This window comes from Pseudomonas sp. AIG (assembly GCF_977020205.1).
This window is the reverse complement of sequence record NZ_CDROCK010000020.1, coordinates 38,118-59,755: the sequence shown is the minus strand read 5'-3', so window position 1 is coordinate 59,755 and position 21,638 is coordinate 38,118. Positions and strand designations below refer to the sequence as shown.

The window sequence follows — 21,638 nt, the reverse complement described above, 5'->3', positions numbered from 1 at the left end:
ATGCCGTTCCCCGGATAGCCGACGGGGGTTTGGTCGCGCGTCGCTTGGCGCGGCAGCGTTGGTGGTCAAGGTGTTTGAGGGTGGCAATAACCGGGCCTATCTGCCAGATATGCTTGCCGATGACGAGGTGATGGTTACCTGAAAATCTTCATTAAGGTCGCGTTGCGTCCCATCCGGATTGGTGTAGTAAAAGATCAGATCGGAAGAGAATTTGTAGTTGGGCTTTGCCTGAATGCTCGCGTTCACTCGTCCTTCGGCTTTTATCGCGATTGAATGCTCAGACGAGAACCCCATGTCTCGATTGAGAGAACAGATCAGAGTCGGCGTGAGCTGATTGGCTTTTTCGTAGTCATTGAACGCGCGCTCCAGGTCCACAGTGGAACTGAAGTGCGCCATGAACAGATTGGCGGGGCCGAGCTCGAACGACGACAACGTGAGATTTGCCGGTGGAATGCTGGCTGTTTTGCCACAGCCAGTACAAAGAAGCGCAGCAAGGCAAGTGATGGGACAGAGCCTGTTCATTGCTGGGAATACCAACTCTTTGTTGAAATGGCCCTGCATCGTGATCACTGCGATTCAGCCATCTGCGCCATCTGATTGTTGTCTGCAGAGACGGGATGTCAAAGACTATCCGGATCCCCAAAAAACATCTGAATCCGCGACCTTAACCAACGCTCACCCGGGTCATTATCCTGCGACCCACGCCAAGCCATGTGCAGTTCAAACGTGCGCGTCGGCAACGGTGGATCTTCCGCTCGAACACCACCGGCCGCCGTCAGCGCATCCGCCGTGTAATCCGGCACGGTCGCAACAATATCGGTGCCCGCCAACAGCGTACTCAAGCCATTGAACTGCGGCACAGCCAATACCACATGCCGTTTGCGCCCGAGTTTCTCCAGCTCTTCATCAATAAAGCCACTGAGGTCACCAGCAAACGACACCAGCGCATGCGGACGTGCGCAGTAGTCGTCCAGGCTCAACGGCCCCGGCACGGTATCGGCGCGCAGCAGTTTGGGTGCGCTGCGACGCAGGACCTTGCGTTTGGCGTTGGCCGGCAGGTCGGTGGTGTAGCTGACGCCAATGGATATCTCGCCGGAAGCCAACAGGCCCGGCATCAATATGTAGTTGACGCGACGGATCACCAGCACGATGCCTGGCGATTCGGCGCGCAGGCGTTTGAGCAGCATCGGCAGCAGGGCAAATTCGACGTCGTCGGACAAGCCGATACGAAACACCGAGGTGCTGGTCGCCGGGTCGAATTCGGCTGCACGGCTGACGGCGGTCGAAATCGAATCGAGGGCCGGGGAGAGCAGGGCGAAGATTTCCACCGCGCGGGCGGACGGTTCCATGCTGCGCCCGGTGCGTACAAATAGCGGGTCATCGAACAGGCTGCGCAGGCGCGAAAGCGCCGCACTGATCGCCGGTTGGCCGAGAAACAGCTTTTCTGCCGCCCGGGTCACACTGCGTTCGTGCATCAATGTTTCGAATACGATCAACAGGTTCAGGTCGACACGACGCAGGTCATTACGATTCATCTGGAGTCCTGGCAGAGTCATCAAGCTTGACGAGAGCGGCCATATGAGAACAATGGCCGGCATGAATCTTACGGGGAAAGGCTGGTACTCTGCACCGGAAAATTCAGCTTTACTGAAACGGTGGCAGCAGTTTTTTCATGGATTTTGCCAACGCCGCCCCTGCTGCGGAATCAATGACAGGCATGTCGACTATTAATAGCCACTGATAGTCTTGGGTCAAAAGCCCAGATAGAGTTCATGGCATTAGAGGTTACTTTGACGAGGTTTGCGATGTCCCGCACGATCCGTTTTCACAAGTTTGGTCCGGCCGAGGTGCTCAAATGCGAAGAGCATGCGGCCGCTCAGCCAGGTCCTGGCGAAGTGCAGGTGCGTGTCGAGGCGATCGGCATCAGCTGGTATGACACCCTCTGGCGTCAGAATCTGGCCTCGTCTCAGGCGCGACTGCCTGCGGGTCTTGGTCACGAGATGGCCGGTGTGATCACCGCTGTCGGCGACGGTGTCGATGATCTGGCAGTGGGTGACAAGGTCGCCAGTTTTCCGGCCGAGAGTGCGAACGACTACCCGGTCTACGGCGAATCGATCGTGTTGCCGCGTACCGCGCTGACCCGTTATCCGGATGTGCTCAGCCCGATCGAAGCCAGCGTGCACTACACGCCGTTGTTGATCGCCTACTTTGCCTACGCCGATCTGGCGCGGGTCAAACCGGGGCAGTTCGCTCTGGTCACTGATGCCAGCCATTGCGCCGGCCCTTCGTTTGTCCAGCTGGGCAAGGCGATGGGCGTGCGGGTGATCGCTGCGACCAAAGAAGCCGAAGAGCGCGAGTACCTGCTGTCCCTCGGTGCGGAAAAAGTCATCGTCACCGAAGAGGAAGATCTGTTGATGCGCATCAACAAGATCACCGACAACCGTGGTGTCGACGTGGTGTTCGACGGTCTCGGCGGCCCGCAGATGTCGTTGCTGGGCGATGTGCTGGCGCCACGTGGCAGCCTGGTGTTGTACGGTTTGCAAGGCGGCAACCAGACGCCGTTCCCGGCTTGTGCAGCGTTCCAGAAGAACATTCAGTTCTTCGTGCACTGCATCGGCAACTTCACCGGCAAGCCGGAGCTGGGCATCACTCAGGATCACGTCGCGTTGCAGCGTGCCTTGCGTGACATCAACCAGTTGACCGCGGATCGCGTGCTGCTGCCGCTCAAGACGCGTGTATTTCCGTTCAACGAGTTCGTCGAAGCGCATCGTTACATGGACGAATGTCCATGTCGCGAAAGGGTCGCGCTGCAGGTCGAACCGGCGTAAGCCCTGTCATCAGAGTCCGTGGCCGCACGGACTCTTGTGTGTTTACCTCCCTCCTGAAAAACAGAGCTTCCTGGTGTTTCGCCTGGGGCCGTTCAGCAACTGAACTGGTTTTTGCTCTCCATCTGTATCTTCTAATCACATTGTAAGCCCTGATAATTGAATGATTACTTTCATCTCAAGGAATGAGTCATGCCTGTGCATTCAATTTGTCCTGCGCTATATCAAACGAATAAATCGATTGATCAAGCCAACTTTTGTTTAATTGTTGTAGGGCTGTTCGGAAGCTGCTTCTCTTTTTCTTGTGCTCACTTGTCGTGGGACCTTGTGGGAAGTTTCCTAGGACTTCGTTCGATAAAAAATATCTCAACAATTACAGGGGCTTGAGGCAGGTTGCCGGCGGCAGGAGCGCTTTTTCCGGCTCAAGTGTTTCAAATAACTACAAACTTGTAAGTGTTAGCATTCGAACGTCTATTACTTATTGATGAATTGTCGCCGGGCTGATTTTTCAGCTTGCGCGGCATGAAACTTTCGATACCGGGTAAATACCGATGAGCACGATCCATGATCAGGCAATGAACTATGTCTACCAGCAAGTATTGCAACGTTTGCTGAGTTTCTTCTCGCGCGCAGAACGCACGGCGCTGCAGTTGCTGATCCAGCGACTGGCCGTGGCCGCCGGCGGTATGGAGAACATCGGTCATTTCAAGGTATTGGTGAACCAGTCAGGGTCGCGCGACAGTAGTTACACGCTGGCATTGCTGCGGGCCGCGCAACTGACCATTGCCGGGCGTTCGCCCGCGACCTTTCAGTTACGGGTCGCCAACCTGCGCTGGAACGGCAGCAGCCAGGCATCCCTGCAAAACATGCACCGCAGCTACAGCGCGCTGTTTCTGTATGACGATCCTCGGGTCGAACTGGTGATGTTGGATCACCGTGAGGTCTTGCCGTTTGATCATCAGGCACCCATTGGCGAGGCCGGGCGCGAGGCCAGCCGTATCAATCTGCTGCTGATCGGGCATCGTCGGACCTGGGACGAAACGCTCGAGCTGTGGGACGACGCTTACCTGGCGACTGCCGAGTTCTACGGTCAGGTTGCCCGTTGGAATAATGGCGTCGATGCGATGATCGGCAGTGAGTCTGCGCGCCGACAGAAGCACTTCCTTGAGGGGCTGGGTCGCGCCGCACAGAAAGCTGCGATCGCCGGGCAACGGGTGAGCTCTGTCGGATTTGAAGCGCTGTTCCCGTTGCTCGATGGGCTGGGTGGCGATTATTACCGTGAGTTTTACCCCGAAGACGAGCGGGTAGCCTGGCGTCCCGAAGGTCAATTCGAAGCCTGTCGGCGCACCAGCTTCATCAGTATCAACGACATGATTGTCGGCAAGCTCGAAGAACGCTGGCCTTTGCTGAGTGATTTTCTGGGGTTTCAGGCAGATGACCTGACGCTTTATCAGGGTGATGACGAACATGTCGAGCCTTTGGTCGCCGCGCATTTGCGAGGTTTGCAGGCAAAATTCATCGAGGGGCGGACCTACGAGGCTGGCGTCAGCGACTACCTGGAAAACAGCCTGATATCCATGCGACAAAGACAGGTCCCCGAACCGGTATGCGAACAGTTGCTGGCGAGCTTCGGCAATCTGCAGGAACCCGAGCGACTGCGCATGCAGGCTGAAAGCGCTCTGCTGGCCAATTTTGAACTGAATGAAATCCAGCTGACGTGTCTGTTGTTTTCACCGTTCATCAATGCTGGCGCCGGGCTCGAACGCTTTTTGCGCCATTGTCATCCCGGCATGTTGGTGGCGTTGCCGGATCTGCACCGGGCCATGCAGGGCCTGCATGCGCCGGAACAAGTCATGAAATGGATGACGGATGTCAGCGGGCTGCCGCTCAGACTGATTGTGCGTCTGTATGCAATGGGGCCGGTTCACATGCCCGCTGCCGACGAAAGCGCCTCGCAGGAGCCGGTCGTTGAGCCAGCCGCCGATCGATCGGCGGAGGGTTGATCGTGAGTCTGGTGCAGGGAGATGCACCCATGCCCACGGATGCGGGCTTGTGAAGGTGGCGAGGCAGAATGACTTCGTTTATCAGGCGGTTTATCGATACCTCACGCAACTGATCGACGAGGCGGGGAGTGGCTCGGCGGTACGCTTGCCCTCGCTGCGACAATTGGCGGATCGGCTCAACGTGTCGATCTCGACTGTCCAGTACGCCTATTCGCTGCTGGAAAAGGAGGGTCGGGTCTATTCAATCGCCAAGTCCGGATACTACGCACAAGCGCTACAGGTGATGGATTCACCCGACTGCGGCAGTGATTTGCTGGAAACCGTTTACGTGAATGCGAGGCGCCCGGGCATGTGTGTACTGAGTGCCGATGAGCCGGCTTCGCTGCAACCGCTGGACAGCCCGTTACTGATGCTTGAACGCGAACTGCTGCGCCAGTATCCACGCCGGCCGCAAGCGCTGGTGCAACCCTGCGGAGAGCTGGAATTGCGTACGGTACTGGCCGCGCGCTACACCTCGTCTACGGCCAATTACTGGTGTGCAGATGACGTCTATATCGGCGCAGATCTGCGCGGTGTGCTGGAAGTTCTGATTTCCGTGCTTGAGTTGCGCAAGGCCACCATCGTCGTCGAGTCGCCCTGTGACTGGGTGATCCTGCGTTTACTGGAAGTCGCCGAGGTGCGTGTCATCGAGCTGCCGCTGCTTGCCGGTGGCGTGATTGACGTGCAGCGGCTGGAGTCGGTGCTCAACAGTGAGCCGGTGCGCCTGATGCTGTTGTCTTCAACGTTGAGCATGCCACGGGGCAGCCTTCTGCCGCCGAGCAACCAGCAGGCCGTTGCGCATTTGCTCGGGCGTCATGGCACCTGGGTGCTGGAAAACGACTGTTACAGCGAACTCCACGAAGGAGGGGGCGCCCAACGATTGCGCGACTGGCTGGACCCTGATCGTCTGCTGGTGTTTTCCACGTTCGAGAAGTTCATCGGTGCCGAGGCACCTTTCGGCATATTGCTCTCACGGCAGTGGCGCAACGAGTTGCAGCGGCATTTTCTGTTGCGCGCGTTTCGCTTGTCGCCAATCCGCCAGAAAGCTGTTGCCAGGCTGGTGGCGGGTGGTCGGCTGGATCAGCATTTGGCGATATTGCGGCGAATGCTCAAGGAGCGTCGCACGCAATTGATCGAGTTGTTGCGCGAACGTCTCGGCGATGCGTTGCAGGTTGTCGAACCCCAGGGTGGCGCAACCGTGTGGGTGCGTTCTCTGCGGCCGGTCAACATGGCGCAGGTGTTCCAGCGCCTGCTGAAGCAGCAAATCATTATTGCGCCAGGCGAGTTGTTCAGCCTGCAAGGGCTGCATGCGCACCATCTGCGTTTGAGCCCTCTGAGCCACGGCGATCATGATCTGGCCAGCGTGGTCGGGCTGATCGGCGACGCGTTGCGCCTTGCACCCGGAGAGTAACGTTAAAAAACATCGGGAGAGTGCCGGATAGATCCCATCGCACTGCGGTCAAACTGCCAGTAAACTGCGCTCTATTCCTGAACCACTCTATTCCAGAGGTTTTGCATGACACTCAGTCCTTTTGCGGGCAAACCGGCACCGGCAGAATTGTTGGTCGATATCCCGCGACTGGTAACGGCTTACTACACCGGACAGCCCGACGCCTCGATTTCCACTCAGCGTGTGGCGTTCGGTACATCCGGGCACCGGGGCAGCTCGTTCGACTTGAGTTTCAACGAGTGGCACGTTCTGGCCATCAGCCAGGCGATCTGCCTGTACCGCGAAGCCCAGGGCATCACCGGGCCGCTGTTTGTCGGCATCGACACCCACGCACTGTCGACTCCAGCCGGGGCCAGCGCGCTGGAAGTGCTGGCCGCCAACGGTGTGACCGTGATGATCGCCGAAGGTGATGAATACACGCCGACGCCCGCCATCTCCCACGCCATTCTCTGCTACAACCGTGGCCGCACCTCGGGCCTGGCGGACGGCATCGTCATCACGCCGTCGCACAACCCGCCACAAAGCGGTGGTTACAAGTACAACCCAACCAACGGCGGCCCGGCCGACACCCACATCACCAAGTGGATCGAAGCCAAGGCCAACGAATTGCTGGGCGCCAAACTGGCCGGTGTGAAACGCATCAGCTACGAGCAGGCGCTCAAGGCCAGCACCACGCATCGTCACGATTACCTGAACACCTACGTGGCCGACCTGATCAACGTCATCGACTTCGATGCCATTCGTGACGCCAAACTGCGTCTGGGTGTTGATCCGCTGGGCGGAGCGGGGGTGCGCTACTGGTCGGCGATTGCCGAGCATTACCGTCTCGATCTGCAAGTGGTCAATAAGGAAGTCGATGCGACGTTCCGTTTCATGACCGTCGACTGGGATGGCCAGATTCGCATGGATCCGTCGTCCAGCCACGCGATGCAAGGCCTGATCGGCCTCAAGGAGCGTTTCGACGTTGCTTTCGCCTGCGACCCTGATCACGACCGTCATGGCATCGTCACGCCATCCGGTGGTTTGCTCGCGCCGAACAACTATCTCGCTGTCTCGATCGATTACCTGTTCCAGAACCGCCCACAATGGCGCGCGGATGCTGGCGTTGGTAAAACCGTGGTCAGCAGCGGTTTGATTGATCGCGTGGCCAAGCGTCTGGGACGCCGTCTGTACGAAGTTCCGGTCGGTTTCAAATGGTTCGCCGATGGCCTGTTCGATGGCTCACTCGGTTTCGGTGGCGAAGAGAGCGCGGGTGCATCGTTCCTGCGCAAGGATGGTGGCGTGTGGAGCACCGACAAGGACGGTCTGATCCCGGCGTTGCTCGCCGCTGAAATGACTGCTCGCACCGGTCGTGATCCGAGCCAGGCCTACAAGGCATTGACCGATGAGTTGGGCGAACCGTTCTCGGTGCGCGTCGATGCCAAGGCCAATCCGGAGCAGAAAGCGTTGCTGAGCAAGTTGTCGCCTGCGCAGGTCACCTCGACTGAGCTGGCCGGCGAGAAAATCCAGAGCATTCTCAGCCATGCACCGGGCAACGACCAGGCGATTGGTGGGCTGAAAGTGATGACTGAAAACGGCTGGTTCGCCGCGCGTCCGTCGGGCACCGAAGACATCTACAAGATCTACGCCGAAAGCTTCATCAGTGACGACCACCTCAAGCAATTGGTCGTTGAAGCGCAGACGCTGGTGGATGGCGCCATCTCCAGCAAGTGATGTTCGCAAGTGCATGAAAAAAGGGGCAACCATTATGGTTGCCCCTTTTTTTGTCTGCCCTTCAGGCGATTACGCCAAATCCACCAGGACGATTTCACTGTCCTCAATGGCCGTGACGCTCAGCACGCGCTCATGCGCCACCGCCACACCGTCTCGAGCTTGCGCACGCAAGCCGTTGACTTCAATCATGCCGGTGGCCGGTACCAGATAGGCGCGACGGCCTTCATCCAGACGATATTCCGCCGTTTCACCCGCCTTGAGATTGGCCGCGACCAATCGCGCATCAGCGCGAATCCGCAGGCTCTGGTCATCGCCGTCCTTGCCACTGGCCAAGGTGACAAAGCCCTCGCGCTGGCCTTTCGGAAACGGTTTTGCGCCCCACGATGGCGGTGCGCCGGTTTCCGTCGGCAGAATCCAGATCTGGAAGATCTTGGTGTCTTTCGCTTCCAGGTTGTATTCGCTGTGAGCGATGCCGGTGCCGGCGCTCATCACTTGGACATCACCAGCCTCGGTGCGGCCCTTGTTGCCCAGATTGTCCTGGTGAGTAATCGCGCCTTCACGGACATAGGTGATGATTTCCATGTCGCGATGCGGATGCTGCGGGAACCCGGTGCCCGCCGCGATCACGTCGTCATTCCATACCCGCAGGTTGCCCCAGCTCATGCGCTGCGGGTCGTAGTACTCGGCGAACGAAAAGTGGTGATGGGCATCCAACCAGCCGTGGTGGGCGCCGCCCAGCGAGCTGAAAGGTCTGAGTTCAAGCATGATCGTCTCCTCAAAAGGTTCATCATGGGGTGTGAATGATTGACACCCGACGCGACACCGGTGGTTTATGACGGCCATCATCTATCAGTTAATAATCGATAAAAAGCGGAAAAAGTGCGGCGTTATGATCGAAATGACTGATAAGAAACACGCTCCAAAGGGTCTCATCTCACCTTCAGTTCATCGCCTAAACCAATGACCTGTAAGCATTTCGCTAGAACTGAGCGGCAAATACAGACACCATAGCCGCAACAGCCTCACACACTGGAGCCCGTCAGCGTGGCGCAACACACCCCCGATCTTCCTCCCGAACTTCGCCCCCTGGCCGAGATGCCATGGTTAAAACGCCTGGCTGCGCGCTTCTTCGGCCATGGTTTGACCCGTTTGCGCGCGCAGCACCGAGCCTCGTGGTTGCACGGTCAGGCCGATGGCTTTCGCAGCGGCCATACCGCTGGCGTCGAATATGGATTCACGGAAGGCAAGCTTGAGGGGCTGGAAGAAGGTCGGCAGGTGCTGCTGATCCGTGACAGCCGCAACACCGAGCATCGCCCGCCAAGCGTCGATAATCATCTGTTTGACGATTGGCGTCTGCCGCTGACAGCGGAATTGAAGAAACGCATGAAGGCCGATGTCGCCCGTTTGTTGCCTGAGCACGCTCAGCCGAGCGTCGCGCAATGGAAAATGATTTTCAGCGAAACACCGTCGACCTCAGTGGTCGCCGGCGCCGGTGCGGGGAAGTCCACCACACTGGTGCTGCGAATTCTTTTGCTCAATCACTATCTGGGTTTTGAGCTTGATTCGATGACCGTGGTGACCTTCACCCGCGAGTCGCGCAAGGATTTCATTAATAAGCTGATCGAGCTGTTCGGGCTCTGGGGCCAGGCGTTGAACCTGCGCCAGGCGCGCGAACTGGTGCGTACCTTCCACTCGCGCATTCTGCCGATGGTGCGCAGCTTGCCGGGTTTTGAGCGCTTGCAGGCTTTTGAAAACCTCAGCCATCGAGCGCAAGGTGCCGATGACGAAGTCGACAGTAATCCGTTCGATCTGCGCATCAACGATGCGCAACGTCAGCAACTCAACGCCTGCTATCACCGTTTGTTCAACGAAGACGAACGTTTCCGCCAACTGATTCAGCCGCTGTCCCGGGCCGGTCTACAGCTCAGGGAGCTGGAGCGTGATCACCCGGACGTGCAGAAGCGCGTTGCGGTGACGGAGCTGGCCTCCCGGCGCGACGAAGAACTGTGCGACGCCATCGAAGATCTGTGGTTCCGCGCTGGCGCCTGGCCGATCAAGGGCATTGAGCCGAACCGACAGAGTTTCGATATCAACGGGGCATCATTCCATTGCCACGGCTACATTCCGAGCCTGGATGCGTGGGTGGTGCTCGGCTTCGATCCGCGGGAAAACCCGCAGCTGAGCCGGCCAAACGCCAAGCTCAGCGTGCGCGCAGAGTGGGCGGTGAAACGCACCCTGTTTCAAGCTTTCTGTCGTAAGCCTTTGATTTGGTTGGATAGCTATGAGTCGTCGAGACGTGTTCTGGCAACGTTGGCGGGTGATGCCAGCGCCGGACCGGGCTTTGATTACAAGGTTAAAGGTGAACTGGCCTCCGCGCCGTTGCTCGACTGTTTTGTCGCAGCGGCAGGCTTTATCGAGAATCTGGGCCTGGATGTGCCTGACGCCGTCGGCCGCATGAGCTTTGCCAAGGATGATCCGGACCGGTTCTTCTTCGAGGCCTTGAGCCTGTTCTGGCGCGCATTTGAAGATCATCTGCTCGATCAAAAGCCGCCGGTCATGACCTATAACCGCATGTTCGCGTTGTTCAGCGAGCACTCACCGGAAAACCTCAAACTGTTGAGCGATGAGTTGCTCAGGCCGCTGTCGCACTTGATGATCGATGAGTTTCAGGATGTATCGCCGCAGATCGTTTCGTGGATACGCGCCAGCCTCAACGAAATCCGCAGTCGAGGCCCGGCCATGCATGTCGGGCGGGGGGCGCAACGTTCGTCGCTGTTGTGTGTCGGTGATGACTGGCAGTCGATTTACGGCTGGCGCGGCAGTTCGCCAAGTTACTTCATGGCGTTCGACAAGGAGTTCCCGTCGCCGAGCACTACGCGGGTGATGCTCAGTGACAATTACCGCAGCCATCAACACATTATTGATGCCGCTGAACACATCGTCCGCGCGGCGCCGGCGATCCCCGGTAAAAAAGCCAAGGCCAGCGGCGCGCCCAAGCCATTGCAGCCGGTCAACGTACTGGAGCGCGATGATCAGGCCTTGGGTCAGCGCCTCGCCGAACACTATCGTCAGGGTCATTCAATCTTGATGCTGTATCGAAAAAGCAGCGATAAGTTATTGATTGAAGAGCATATTCAGTCCGTAGTTAATGTGGATTCGAGCTTGCCGTACGAAGCGCGGCGCCTGAAACAGCTTACGTACCACAGTGCCAAAGGCTTGCAGGCGGATGCAGTGTTTTTGCTCGGTGATTGCCAGCACCTGACCAGTTCGCCTTACAAGAACCAGGTCTATCGCATGGCAGGTTTGGGTAAGTCGGGCGACAGCGAGCCGTATGACAATGCGCAAAAGGACGAGATCCTGCGCCTGGCCTATGTCGGCATCACGCGGGCGGTCAGCCATTGCTACTGGTACGTCGAACCACAGGAAGCGCAAGCGGTGAACATGCCACGGGCATCCGACCGGGTGGCGAAGGGCAAGCCGTTCTTCGTCGATCACCGTGTCACCAAACAAACTGCATAGGCACAAAAAAGCCCACAGAGATGTGGGCTTTTTGTTCTAAATCAAAAGCTTATGCGTAACTCCTGAGAGACTCCGGAGGTACGAAGGCTTCCAGTTCGTCCTCCACAGCCTCGATAATTCGCTCGACATCCGCAGCATTCATCACCGTCGCGCACGGGATGCCGGCGATGGCGATCATGGTTTCGCCACTCGCACGATCAAACAAACGGGCGATCATGCTGCCCGGCGCGTCCATCGTCGCCTCGAAACCCATGGGATGAAAATGCCAACGCATCAACTGACATGCGTTGGGAAAGGTGACTTTGCTTGACCCTTTATTCATGTGTTGCCCGCCTTCTTCATCGAGCGCTTCCGTTTGCTCATGTTAGGTGGGAAGAGCCTTCATTGGCTCAACCGGTGACTGACATTAAAAGTAGCATCCCGGTGTGAAATTCCTGTGAGATTTTTCAGTTCTTTTTGCGATTGCTTCGCATTTTTTGATGTAAGTCACGGCGTACGCAATTGTCGCCAAAAGGCCACTACGGATTAGTCATTGAAGCCTGTGCCGAACTTGGGCAAGCTCGGTTCTTTTTCGCTGAGCCTTTTATGCACGCCGACGACGACGGCCCGGAGCAGACCCAAGCCACGGCTGCCACGGTCATGCGCTATCACCTGAGCTGGAAGCACCGCGACCTCGACAGCGTCATGGCGCTGTATCACCCGGACATTCAGTACAACGATTTCTTTCAGAACCGCGTGCTCGGTCTCGACGAGTTGCGCGAATACGTGCGGGTCAGCATGCCGCGAGAATCCGACGAACTGCTTGAGCATTGCGACCGCATTCGCGTCGACGGCAATACCGCGTTCATTCAATACGAAGTGACCTTGCGCGGCGGTGACGGGCTGGTGTCGTTTCGCTCCAGCGAAGCGATCACGGTCAAGGACGGGTTGATCTGGCGCGTCAACGAATACGCCTCGCTGGTGCGCACGCAAACTGCTGACACGGCCTCGTCAAGTCAGCGCCCGGCAGTGAGTCGTCTGGGCCTGTCGCCGCGTCAATTGAGCTTCATGGCTGAAGACCTGCAACAGTACTTCGAAAAGCAGCAGCCGTACCTCGACCCCGAACTCGACTTGCAGCGAGTGGCGAAGGAGTGCGGCTACAGTCGCAATCAGATTTCCTATCTGCTCAACCAGGTGCTTGGGCAAAGCTTCTACCGCTACGTCAATCAGGCGCGCCTGCAACATCTGCTGCGCGCACTCGACAACGCCACGCCGCCGGTGCGCATCGATGAACTGGCGTTCGCTGCCGGTTTCAACTCGTTGTCGGCGTTCTACAGCTGTTTCCGCCAGCACACTGGCCAGTCTCCGAAGGCTTACGTTAAACAAATTTCTTTGCGGACACGCGCGCAAGACTTCTCCTGAACCCGCGCACTAGGATCGACGCCATCGAAGCATTTCAGTGGCGGAGTCTTGCATGGCGGCGTGGCGCACTATCAGTTTGTGGATGGATCAACTCGATGAGCCGCTGACCGCGCGGCCCGAGCTTGAGCGGGATCTGGACGTCGACGTGGCGATCATCGGCGCCGGTTACACCGGACTGTGGACGGCGTACTACCTGAAGAAACTCGCGCCGGGGCTCGACATTGCCATCGTCGAGGCGCAAACCGCCGGTTTTGGTGCTTCCGGTCGCAATGGCGGCTGGCTGATGGGCAATCTGCTCGGCGAGGATCGCTTGCTGGCCGGGCTGTCACCCGAGCAGCGCCGCGCTTCTTTTGATCTGCTGCACAGCATTCCCGATGAAGTGGAAGTCGTTCTCGAACGCGAAGGCATCGACTGCGATTATCGCAAGGGCGGTGTGCTGTACTGCGCCGCGCGCTATCCAGAGCAGGAAGCCACACTGCGTGAATATCTGGCCAAACTGCACGCCCAGGGTCTGACCGACGACGATTACCGCTGGCTCAGCCCCGAACAACTCGCGCAACAGATCCGTGTGGCCAAACCGTACGGCGGGATTTACGCGCCGCACGTGGCGACCATTCATCCGGCGAAACTGGTGCGCGGTCTGGCGCGCACCGTGCAGAACATGGGCGTGAAGATCTACGAAAACAGCCCGGTCACGCATTGGCAGTCGGGCAGTTTGCGTACCGCGAAAGCCAGCGTGCGCAGTCGCTGGATCGTACCGGCCGTCGAAGGCTATTCGGTGACCTTGCCGCCGCTGGGTCGCTATCAGCTGCCGGTGCAAAGCCTGATTGTCGCCACCGAGCCGTTGTCGGCAGCGACCTGGGACGAAATCGGCCTCAATCGTGGCCAGGCCTTCAGCGAATTCAGCCGCCAAGTCACCTACGGCCAGCGCAGCGCCGACAATCGTCTGATCTTCGGCGCCCGTGGCGGTTACCAGTTCGCTGGCAAGCTGCGCCATAACTTTGATCTGACTCGTGATGAAGTCGAGCTGCGCCGTTATCTGTTTGGCGAACTGTTCCCCCAGCTGAAAAACGTGCAGATCACCCACGCCTGGGGCGGCAACCTTGGGATGTCCCGGCACTTCAAGCCGCACATGCTCTGCGATCGCGCCAACGGCATCGCGCTGTCCGGCGGTTATGGCGGGGAGGGCGTCGGCGCCAGCAACCTTGGCGGCCGCACGCTGGCGGATCTGATTCTCGAACGCGACACCGAACTGACTCAGCAGCCATGGGTGCTACCCGACGGCGGCATTCACGCACTGCGCGCCTGGGAGCCAGAACCGTGCCGCTGGCTCGGCTACAACGCGATCATCAAAAGTTTCGTCCACGAAGACCAGACCCTGGCCAACCCGGCAACCGCGCCGTGGCGGCGCAAGCTCGCCAGCCAGGTCGCGGGGTTCATGGAAGGTTTCATGCACTAAACGCCGATTGACTTCAAGAAAGCCCAAAAGACAGGTCAGACCATGAGCATTACCCAGTTCAAAAACACCGCGACATTGCCACTCGACGAATCCAACCCGGTGGCCGTGCCCCTCGGCGAGCCGATCGCAATTGCCTCGACCACCAGCGTCGAGCGCGACGACGGCGTTGAAACCGGCGTCTGGGAATGCACGCCCGGGCGCTGGCGTCGGCAGATCACCGCGCAGGAGTTCTGCCATTTCATCTCCGGGCGATGCACGTTCACCCCCGACGGTGGCGGCGAAACCCTGCACATCCAAGGCGGCGACGCACTGATGTTGCCAGCCAACACGCTCGGTATCTGGGATATCCAGGAAACCGTGCGCAAGAGCTACGTGCTGATTTTCTGATTGTTTGATCCTTTGATTGCCTGCCAACAAAAAAGAAAACCCACACAGGAATCGATCCATGATCCGCAAGACCCTCGCTCTGGCACCGCTGATGCTCGCTGTTTCCCTTGCTCAGGCAGCGGAAACGGTCAAGGTTTACAACTGGTCCGACTACATCGCGCCGGACACCACCAAGAACTTCGAGAAAGAAACCGGCGTGGGTGTCACCTATGACGTCTACGACAGCAACGAAACCCTCGACGGCAAGTTGATGACCGGGAAATCCGGTTACGACGTGGTGTTCCCGTCCAACCACTTCATGGCCCGGCAGATTCAGGGTGGGGCACTGAAGAAGCTCGACAAGAGCCGGTTGCCGAACTGGAAGAATCTCAATCCGGTGCTGCTCAAAGCGCTGCAGACCAACGACCCGAACAACGAACACGGCTTTCCCTATCTGTGGGGCAGCACCGGCATCGGCTACAACATCGCCAAAGTCAAAGCCGTGCTCGGCGACGACGCACCGGTGGATTCCTGGGACCTGATTTTCAAGCCCGAGTACATGGAAAAGCTGCAGAAGTGCGGTGTGGCGATCCTCGACAACGGCCCGGAATTGCTGCCCGCGGCGCTCAACTACTTGGGCTTGCCGCATCACAGCAAAAATCCCGAGGACTACAAAAAGGCCGAAGCGCTGCTGATGAAAGTGCGGCCGTATGTCAGCTACTTCCACTCTTCGAAATACACCAGCGACCTGGCCAACGGCGACATTTGCGTGGCGGTCGGTTTCTCCGGCGACATCCTGCAAGCCGAGAACCGCGCCAAGGAAGCCAAGAACGGTGTCGACATCGGCTACAACATTCCCAAGGAAGGCGCGGCAATCTGGTTCGACATGGTCGCCATGCCCGCCGATGCGCCGGACGAGAAGGCCGGTTACGCGTTCATGAACTACCTGCTGCGCCCGGACGTGATGGCTGGGATCAGCAACTACGTGCATTACGCCAATGGTAACGAGCAGGCGGACAGCCTGATCGACCCGGCGATCAAGAACGACACCAAGGTTTATCCGAGCCCGGAGATGATGGGCAAGCTGTTTGCGTTGGAGGCGATGCCGTTGAACATTGACCGGATTCGCACGCGGGTGTGGAACAAGATTCGTACCGGTAGCTAATCACTAAGGCATACATAAATCCCCTGTGGGAGCGAGCAGGCTCGCTCCCACAATGTCTTTCAGTGTTTGGCTGGTTGATATCAATACACTGGCATCGCACTAATAAAGTGCAGCAAAGTGAGACGCGCCTAACAAAAAACAACTTACCCATATTTAATATTTAAATAGAAAACCGTCAGACAATTAGGCAAAAGCTTCGCAACTAAAACATTCTTTCACCCCCGCACGCTTTGTTTACGGCAGTTTCCCGAAACAGCCCGATTTGATCTCAAAAAAATCCTTTACGGCAGATTTCAAATTGTGTCAGGTTTCTTACGCCTTCATTGGGCGAGTGATAGGACGACCTCGCCAGAGATCGTCCTGTCGGACAAAAACTGTTCCATTGCTAAACAAGGAAGTGTGTTTATGTCGAAAGTTAAAGCGAATGCTATTGATACCGCCGAACAGGCTTTTCAGCTGTCTGCCTTCAGCTCGGCGTACAACCAGATCAATAGCTTCAGCCATCAGTACGACCGTGGCGGCAACCTCACGGTCAATGGCAAACCCTCCTTCTCCGTCGACCAGGCCGCAACCCAGTTGCTGCGCGACGGCGCTGCCTACCAGGACAAGGACGGCAGCGGCAAGATCGAACTCACCTACACGTTCCTGACTTCGGCATCGTCCAGCACGATGAACAAGCACGGGATCAGCGGGTTCAGTCAGTTCAGTGCACAACAACAAGCCCAGGCCAAGCTCGCCATGCAATCCTGGGCTGACGTGGCCAATGTGACCTTCACCGAGAAAGCCACGGGCGGTGACGGCCACATGACCTTCGGTAACTACAGCGGTGGCCAGGACGGCGCTGCAGCGTTCGCTTATCTGCCAGGCACGGGCGCCGGTTATGACGGCACCTCGTGGTACCTGATCAACAGTGGCTACACGCAGAACAAAAACCCGGATCTGAACAACTACGGTCGTCAGACCCTGACGCACGAAATCGGCCACAGCCTGGGCCTCGCTCACCCTGGCGACTACAACGCCGGTAATGGCAACCCGACCTACAACGACGCGTCTTACGGGCAAGACACCCGCGGCTACAGCGTCATGAGCTACTGGAGCGAAAGCAACACCAATCAGAACTTCAGCAAGGGCGGTGTCGAAGCGTATTCGTCCGGCCCGCTGATGGACGATATCGCTGCCATCCAGAAGCTCTACGGTGCCAACACCACCACCCGTACCGGTGACACCACCTACGGCTTCAACTCCAACACTGGCCGCGATTTCCTCAGCGCTTCGTCGTCGAGTGACAAAGTGGTGTTCTCGGTGTGGGACGCGGGCGGCAAAGATACTCTGGACTTCTCCGGTTTCACCCAGAACCAGAAGATCAACCTCAATGACGCCTCGTTCTCCGACGTTGGCGGCCTGGTGGGCAACGTGTCCATCGCCAAGGGCGCGATCATCGAGAACGCCATTGGCGGTTCGGGTAACGATCTGCTGATCGGCAACAGCGTGGCCAACGAGCTCAAGGGCGGTGCCGGCAACGACATCCTCTACGGCGCTGGCGGTGCTGACAAGCTGTGGGGCGGTGCCGGTTCGGACACCTTTGTGTTCGCGGCCAGTTCCGATTCCAAGCCGGGTGCGATCGATCAGATCCTCGATTTTGTCAGCGGGCTGGACAAAATCGACCTGACCGGCATCACCAACGGTGCAGGCCTGCACTTCGTCAGCAGCTTCACCGGTTCTGCCGGCGACGCCATCCTGACCTCGTCGGGCGGCAACAGCCTGCTCTCGGTGGACTTCTCCGGGCACGGCGTGGCTGATTTCCAGGTCAGCACCGTTGGCCAGGCAGCGACCAGCGACATCGTGGCGTGATGTAGCAGTGGAAAGCGGCGCGTGATGCGCCGCTTTCTTTGCTTGCATCGTATTGGCAGGTAAGCAAGGCTACACGCCGGAGCGAATATTCCTATGATCTATAAAGCTTTTACCTACACGGTAGCGGCGTGGCTCTCGGCGGCGCTCTTCATGATTTCAGGAGAAACCAGCATGGCAAGCAGCCTCAGACTCGAAGAACCCTCCGTATTTGCCGGGCAGTGGCACGCGACGCTGTCCACCCGAGGTGATGATCCACAAGCGCAAAAGCAGCAGGACAAACCTTCCAACACTTGCTCCCTGGAATTGAAAGTAAACAAGACCTTGGGCGAGGGCGCCGACTGCCTGGGTGCCTGGCTTGAAGAACTTCCGATCGGCTGGTTTCCCGACCCTGACGGCCTGTCCATCACCGGCAAGGAAGGCTCAAGAATCCAGTTCTTCAGCCGACAACGTGACGGGCTCTATCTGACCACTTTGAAGTCGGGTCTGGTGATTACCCTCGAGCGCACAGCGCAATAGTTGTGATGATCCAGTCTGCGACAAAGTTTTAATATAAAGCGCCAGCCGTTGGTTATAAGAAACACTGAGTGGCAACTGCACCGCCGTTATTTGCGCCAGTTGTTATGAAAGTGTAAGCGGGTACTTGCAAGTCATCTTTCGCAGGTAAGCGCAACATTAATTGAAGTCTCGCCCAAGTGTGGCGGGTCCAATCATTTCAGGAAGAATCAATGAAGATGGCGAAGGCCCCAGCCACCGCTCCCTTATTCAAGGCATTGGCTGATTACAAAAGTATTCTGATCAGCGTCGGCTGCTTTACCGCGCTGATTAACGTGCTGATGCTGGTGCCCTCCATCTATATGCTCCAGGTCTATGACCGGGTGCTGTCGTCGCAGAACGAAACGACCCTGGCAATGCTGTCGTTGATGGTCGTCGGCTTCTTTGCCTTCATCGGCATGCTGGAAGTGGTCCGCAGCTTTATCGTCATCCGCATCGGCAGTCAGTTGGAGCGCCGCTTCAACCTGCGGGTTTACCAGGCGGCATTCGAACGCAACCTGTTCAAAGGCGAGGGCAACGCCGGGCAGTCGCTGGGCGATCTGACGCACATCCGCCAATTTGTCACCGGCCCTGCGCTGTTCGCGTTTTTCGATGCGCCGTGGTTCCCGGTCTACCTGTTTGTGATTTACCTGTTCAACGTCTGGCTCGGCGTCCTCGCAACAGCGGGCGCACTGTTGCTGATCGGGCTGGCCTGCCTCAACGAATACATGACCAAAAAGCCGCTGGGCGAAGCCGCCGGTTACTCGCAGAAGTCCAGCCAGTTAGCCACCAGCCATTTGCACAACGCCGAAACCATTCAGGCGATGGGCATGCTCGGCTCACTGCGCAAGCGCTGGTTCCAGGTGCACTCGCGATTCCTTGGTCTGCAGAATCAGGCCAGCGACACCGGTGCGGTGATCAGTTCTGTGAGTAAAACCCTGCGCCTGTGCCTGCAATCGTTGGTCTTGGGCCTGGGTGCATTGCTGGTGATCAAGGGTGATATGACCGCCGGGATGATGATTGCCGGTTCGATTTTGATGGGGCGCGTACTCAGCCCGATCGACCAGTTGATTGCGGTGTGGAAGCAGTGGAGCGGGGCGAAGCTGGCTTACCGCCGTCTCGATGCGCTGCTGCAAGCGTTCCCGCCGAGTGACGACGCCATGGCGCTGCCGGCGCCGAAAGGCCAGATCACCTTCGAACAGGTCAGCGCCGGCCCACCGGGGCACCGCGCGGCAACTCTGCAAATGGTCAATTTCAATCTGAATGCCGGCGAAGTGCTCGGCGTGCTCGGTGCTTCCGGCTCCGGCAAGTCGACCCTCGCTCGGGTGCTGGTCGGTGTCTGGCCGACTCTGGGCGGCACCGTGCGTCTCGATGGCGCCGATATTCATCGCTGGAACCGCGACCAACTCGGCCCGTACATCGGTTATTTGCCGCAAGACATCGAACTGTTCAGCGGCAGCATCGCCGAGAACATCGCCCGTTTCAGCGAGGCCGATCCGCAGAAAGTCGTTGCCGCCGCGCAACAGGCTGGCGTGCACGAAATGATCCTGCGTCTGCCGCAAGGCTACGACACGCAACTGGGCGAGGACGGCAGTGGTTTGTCCGGCGGCCAGAAACAGCGCGTGGCACTGGCGCGTTCCATGTATGGCACGCCGAGTCTGGTGGTACTGGACGAACCGAACTCCAACCTCGATACCGTCGGCGAAGCGGCACTGGCCAGCGCTATCGCCGCGCTGAAAGCTCAAGGCACCACGGTGGTATTGGTGACGCACCGTTCTTCGGTGCTGGCCCAGGCTGACAAATTGCTGGTGCTCAACGACGGTCGCTTGCAGGCGTTTGGTCCCAGCCAGGACGTGCTCAAGGCACTTTCCGGCCAGCAGGAGCAACAACGGGAAAAAGCTGCGCAGGCACCGGGCGGGCTCAGCATGAGCCGACAGTATCAGCCCTCGACAAGGAATTCGGGTGTATGAGCAGCGCAAGCATGAACACTGAAAACGAAGCGAGCATGGAACACGCTTACATCACCGAACGCCCGGAACGCGATGCGAAATTTTTTGCGCGCATGGGCTGGATTCTGGCGATCGTCGGCGCCGGCAGTTTCTTCACCTGGGCAGCCTTGGCGCCACTGGATCAAGGCATTCCGGTGCAGGGCACGGTCGTCGTGTCGGGCAAACGCAAAGCCGTGCAGTCGATGAGCAGCGGTGTGGTCAGCCGGATTCTGGTGCGCGAAGGCGAAATCGTGAAGCAGGGCCAGCCGCTGTTCCGCCTCGATCAGACGCAAGTCGCCGCTGATGTGCAGTCGCTGCAAGCGCAATACCGCATGGCCTGGGCCAGCCTCGCGCGCTGGCAGGCCGAACGTGACAACCTCAAGCAAGTGACCTTTCCGGCCGAACTGAGCAATGACCCTGACCCGCGTCTGGCACTGGTGCTGGAAGGCCAGCGGCAACTGTTCAGCAGCCGCCGCGAGGCGTACTACCGCGAGCAGGCCGGACTGCGCGCGAGCATCGAAGGTGCCACCGCACAACTGGCCGGCATGCGCCGCGCCCGTACCGATCTCAACGCCCAGGCCGACTCGCTACAACAGCAGTTGAGCAATCTGCAACCGCTGGCTGACAACGGCTACATCCCGCGTAACCGCTTGATGGAGTACCAGCGCCAACTGTCGCAAGTGCAGCAGCAACTGGCGGAAAACACCGGTGAAAGCGGCCGCGTGGAACAGGGCATCCTCGAGTCGCGCCTGAAGCTGCAACAGCACGCCGAGGAATACCAGAAGGAAGTCCGCACGCAACTGGCCGACGCGCAGCTGAAAAGCGTGACCCTGTCGGAGCAACTGACTTCCGCCGGTTTCGACCTGCAACACAGCGAAATCATCGCCACCGCCGACGGCGTCGCGGTCAATCTCGGCGTGCACACCGAGGGCGCGGTGGTGCGCCAAGGCGAAACGTTGCTGGAGATCGTCCCGCAAGGCACCACGCTGGAAGTGGAAGGGCACTTGCCGATCAACCTGATCGACAAGGTCGGCGCGCATTTGCCGGTGGACATTCTGTTTACCGCGTTCAACCAGAGCAAAACCCCGCGTGTGCCGGGTGAAGTCAGCCTGATTTCCGCCGACCAGATGGTCGACGAGAAAACCGGCGTGCCGTACTACGTCCTGCGCAGTAGCGTCAGCGATCAGGCCATGGAAAAACTCAACGGCCTGGTGATCAAGCCCGGCATGCCGGCAGAAATGTTCGTGCGCACCGGCGAACGTTCACTCCTCAACTATCTGTTCAAACCGCTGCTCGACCGGGCCGGCTCCGCGTTGACCGAGGAATAA

The 21,638-nt window shown here is 58.4% G+C and carries 17 protein-coding genes; 13 read left to right on the top strand and 4 right to left on the bottom strand.

All coding sequences use genetic code 11. The features are described 5' to 3' along the window. Positions 1 to 96: 96 nt before the first annotated feature. Both ACWR1S_RS13710 and ACWR1S_RS13705 read right to left on the bottom strand, forming a co-directional pair. Entirely contained in the window at positions 97 to 561 is a 465-nt protein-coding gene (locus ACWR1S_RS13710) for a hypothetical protein (RefSeq protein ID WP_454563899.1), read from the bottom strand. A 59-nt stretch (positions 562 to 620) separates the two neighbouring features. After that, entirely contained in the window at positions 621 to 1,535 is a 915-nt protein-coding gene (locus ACWR1S_RS13705) for a LysR family transcriptional regulator (RefSeq protein WP_034154182.1), read from the bottom strand. A gap of 270 nt (positions 1,536 to 1,805) precedes the next feature. Here ACWR1S_RS13705 and ACWR1S_RS13700 point away from each other — a divergent pair, with 270 nt between their 5' ends. The 4 genes from ACWR1S_RS13700 to pgm all read left to right on the top strand — a co-directional run bounded on the left by ACWR1S_RS13700 (position 1,806) and on the right by pgm (position 8,030). After that, the gene (locus ACWR1S_RS13700) at positions 1,806 to 2,828 is read left to right on the top strand and encodes a zinc-dependent alcohol dehydrogenase family protein (RefSeq protein WP_016983050.1); all 1,023 of its coding nucleotides are present in this window, start codon (positions 1,806 to 1,808) and stop codon (positions 2,826 to 2,828) included. A 548-nt stretch (positions 2,829 to 3,376) separates the two neighbouring features. Beyond that, positions 3,377 to 4,828: a hypothetical protein gene (locus ACWR1S_RS13695; RefSeq protein ID WP_454563868.1), complete on the top strand. Its 1,452-nt coding sequence runs from the start codon at positions 3,377 to 3,379 to the stop codon at positions 4,826 to 4,828. Between the two features lie 49 nt (positions 4,829 to 4,877). Further along, positions 4,878 to 6,278, top strand: coding sequence for an aminotransferase-like domain-containing protein (locus ACWR1S_RS13690; protein WP_454563867.1), 1,401 nt, complete (start codon positions 4,878 to 4,880; stop codon positions 6,276 to 6,278). A gap of 105 nt (positions 6,279 to 6,383) precedes the next feature. Beyond that, positions 6,384 to 8,030, top strand: coding sequence for a phosphoglucomutase (alpha-D-glucose-1,6-bisphosphate-dependent) (gene pgm / locus ACWR1S_RS13685; protein ID WP_454563866.1), 1,647 nt, complete (start codon positions 6,384 to 6,386; stop codon positions 8,028 to 8,030). 69 nt (positions 8,031 to 8,099) lie between these two features. Here the strand turns inward: pgm and ACWR1S_RS13680 are convergent, their stop codons facing one another. Continuing rightward, positions 8,100 to 8,795, bottom strand: a complete 696-nt coding sequence (locus tag ACWR1S_RS13680; protein ID WP_454563865.1) for a pirin family protein — start codon at positions 8,793 to 8,795, stop codon at positions 8,100 to 8,102. 279 nt (positions 8,796 to 9,074) lie between these two features. Between ACWR1S_RS13680 and ACWR1S_RS13675 the strand changes: the two genes are divergently transcribed. After that, complete coding sequence (locus tag ACWR1S_RS13675) at positions 9,075 to 11,549, top strand: UvrD-helicase domain-containing protein (protein ID WP_454563864.1); 2,475 nt, start codon at positions 9,075 to 9,077, stop codon at positions 11,547 to 11,549. 49 nt (positions 11,550 to 11,598) lie between these two features. On the opposite strand, the gene ACWR1S_RS13670 is transcribed toward ACWR1S_RS13675, so the two are convergent. Then, positions 11,599 to 11,871, bottom strand: a complete 273-nt coding sequence (locus ACWR1S_RS13670) for a DUF1652 domain-containing protein (protein WP_038367758.1) — start codon at positions 11,869 to 11,871, stop codon at positions 11,599 to 11,601. Positions 11,872 to 12,134: 263 nt separating this feature from the next. Between ACWR1S_RS13670 and ACWR1S_RS13665 the strand changes: the two genes are divergently transcribed. From ACWR1S_RS13665 to ACWR1S_RS13630, 8 genes are all read left to right on the top strand, one after another. Next, entirely contained in the window at positions 12,135 to 12,950 is an 816-nt protein-coding gene (locus ACWR1S_RS13665; RefSeq protein WP_454563863.1) for a helix-turn-helix domain-containing protein, read from the top strand. A gap of 52 nt (positions 12,951 to 13,002) precedes the next feature. After that, positions 13,003 to 14,409, top strand: a complete 1,407-nt coding sequence (locus ACWR1S_RS13660; protein ID WP_454563862.1) for an NAD(P)/FAD-dependent oxidoreductase — start codon at positions 13,003 to 13,005, stop codon at positions 14,407 to 14,409. A 42-nt stretch (positions 14,410 to 14,451) separates the two neighbouring features. Continuing rightward, positions 14,452 to 14,796, top strand: a complete 345-nt coding sequence (locus ACWR1S_RS13655; protein ID WP_454563861.1) for a cupin domain-containing protein — start codon at positions 14,452 to 14,454, stop codon at positions 14,794 to 14,796. A gap of 58 nt (positions 14,797 to 14,854) precedes the next feature. Beyond that, entirely contained in the window at positions 14,855 to 15,940 is a 1,086-nt protein-coding gene (locus ACWR1S_RS13650; RefSeq protein WP_454563860.1) for a polyamine ABC transporter substrate-binding protein, read from the top strand. A 405-nt stretch (positions 15,941 to 16,345) separates the two neighbouring features. Then, complete coding sequence (locus tag ACWR1S_RS13645) at positions 16,346 to 17,791, top strand: serralysin family metalloprotease (RefSeq protein ID WP_454563859.1); 1,446 nt, start codon at positions 16,346 to 16,348, stop codon at positions 17,789 to 17,791. 93 nt (positions 17,792 to 17,884) lie between these two features. Then, positions 17,885 to 18,307, top strand: a complete 423-nt coding sequence (locus ACWR1S_RS13640) for an AprI/Inh family metalloprotease inhibitor (protein ID WP_454563858.1) — start codon at positions 17,885 to 17,887, stop codon at positions 18,305 to 18,307. Positions 18,308 to 18,516: 209 nt separating this feature from the next. After that, the gene (locus ACWR1S_RS13635; protein ID WP_454563857.1) at positions 18,517 to 20,292 is read left to right on the top strand and encodes a type I secretion system permease/ATPase; all 1,776 of its coding nucleotides are present in this window, start codon (positions 18,517 to 18,519) and stop codon (positions 20,290 to 20,292) included. Then, complete coding sequence (locus ACWR1S_RS13630; protein WP_034154169.1) at positions 20,289 to 21,638, top strand: HlyD family type I secretion periplasmic adaptor subunit; 1,350 nt, start codon at positions 20,289 to 20,291, stop codon at positions 21,636 to 21,638. The genes ACWR1S_RS13635 and ACWR1S_RS13630 overlap by 4 nt, the downstream gene beginning before the upstream one ends.

What these genes read in the sequence shown, in the direction of transcription:
- ACWR1S_RS13700 (WP_016983050.1), top strand. Translation starts at nt 1,806, where the DNA reads ATGTCCCGCACGATCCGTTTTCACAAGTTTGGTCCGGCCGAGGTGCTC.
- ACWR1S_RS13680 (WP_454563865.1), bottom strand. Translation starts at nt 8,795, where the DNA reads ATGCTTGAACTCAGACCTTTCAGCTCGCTGGGCGGCGCCCACCACGGC.
- ACWR1S_RS13695 (WP_454563868.1), top strand. Translation starts at nt 3,377, where the DNA reads ATGAGCACGATCCATGATCAGGCAATGAACTATGTCTACCAGCAAGTA.
- ACWR1S_RS13630 (WP_034154169.1), top strand. Translation starts at nt 20,289, where the DNA reads ATGAGCAGCGCAAGCATGAACACTGAAAACGAAGCGAGCATGGAACAC.
- ACWR1S_RS13670 (WP_038367758.1), bottom strand. Translation starts at nt 11,871, where the DNA reads ATGAATAAAGGGTCAAGCAAAGTCACCTTTCCCAACGCATGTCAGTTG.
- ACWR1S_RS13710 (WP_454563899.1), bottom strand. Translation starts at nt 561, where the DNA reads ATGCAGGGCCATTTCAACAAAGAGTTGGTATTCCCAGCAATGAACAGG.
- ACWR1S_RS13665 (WP_454563863.1), top strand. Translation starts at nt 12,135, where the DNA reads ATGCACGCCGACGACGACGGCCCGGAGCAGACCCAAGCCACGGCTGCC.
- ACWR1S_RS13645 (WP_454563859.1), top strand. Translation starts at nt 16,346, where the DNA reads ATGTCGAAAGTTAAAGCGAATGCTATTGATACCGCCGAACAGGCTTTT.
- ACWR1S_RS13640 (WP_454563858.1), top strand. Translation starts at nt 17,885, where the DNA reads ATGATCTATAAAGCTTTTACCTACACGGTAGCGGCGTGGCTCTCGGCG.
- ACWR1S_RS13650 (WP_454563860.1), top strand. Translation starts at nt 14,855, where the DNA reads ATGATCCGCAAGACCCTCGCTCTGGCACCGCTGATGCTCGCTGTTTCC.
- ACWR1S_RS13705 (WP_034154182.1), bottom strand. Translation starts at nt 1,535, where the DNA reads ATGAATCGTAATGACCTGCGTCGTGTCGACCTGAACCTGTTGATCGTA.
- ACWR1S_RS13655 (WP_454563861.1), top strand. Translation starts at nt 14,452, where the DNA reads ATGAGCATTACCCAGTTCAAAAACACCGCGACATTGCCACTCGACGAA.
- ACWR1S_RS13635 (WP_454563857.1), top strand. Translation starts at nt 18,517, where the DNA reads ATGAAGATGGCGAAGGCCCCAGCCACCGCTCCCTTATTCAAGGCATTG.
- pgm (WP_454563866.1), top strand. Translation starts at nt 6,384, where the DNA reads ATGACACTCAGTCCTTTTGCGGGCAAACCGGCACCGGCAGAATTGTTG.
- ACWR1S_RS13660 (WP_454563862.1), top strand. Translation starts at nt 13,003, where the DNA reads ATGGCGGCGTGGCGCACTATCAGTTTGTGGATGGATCAACTCGATGAG.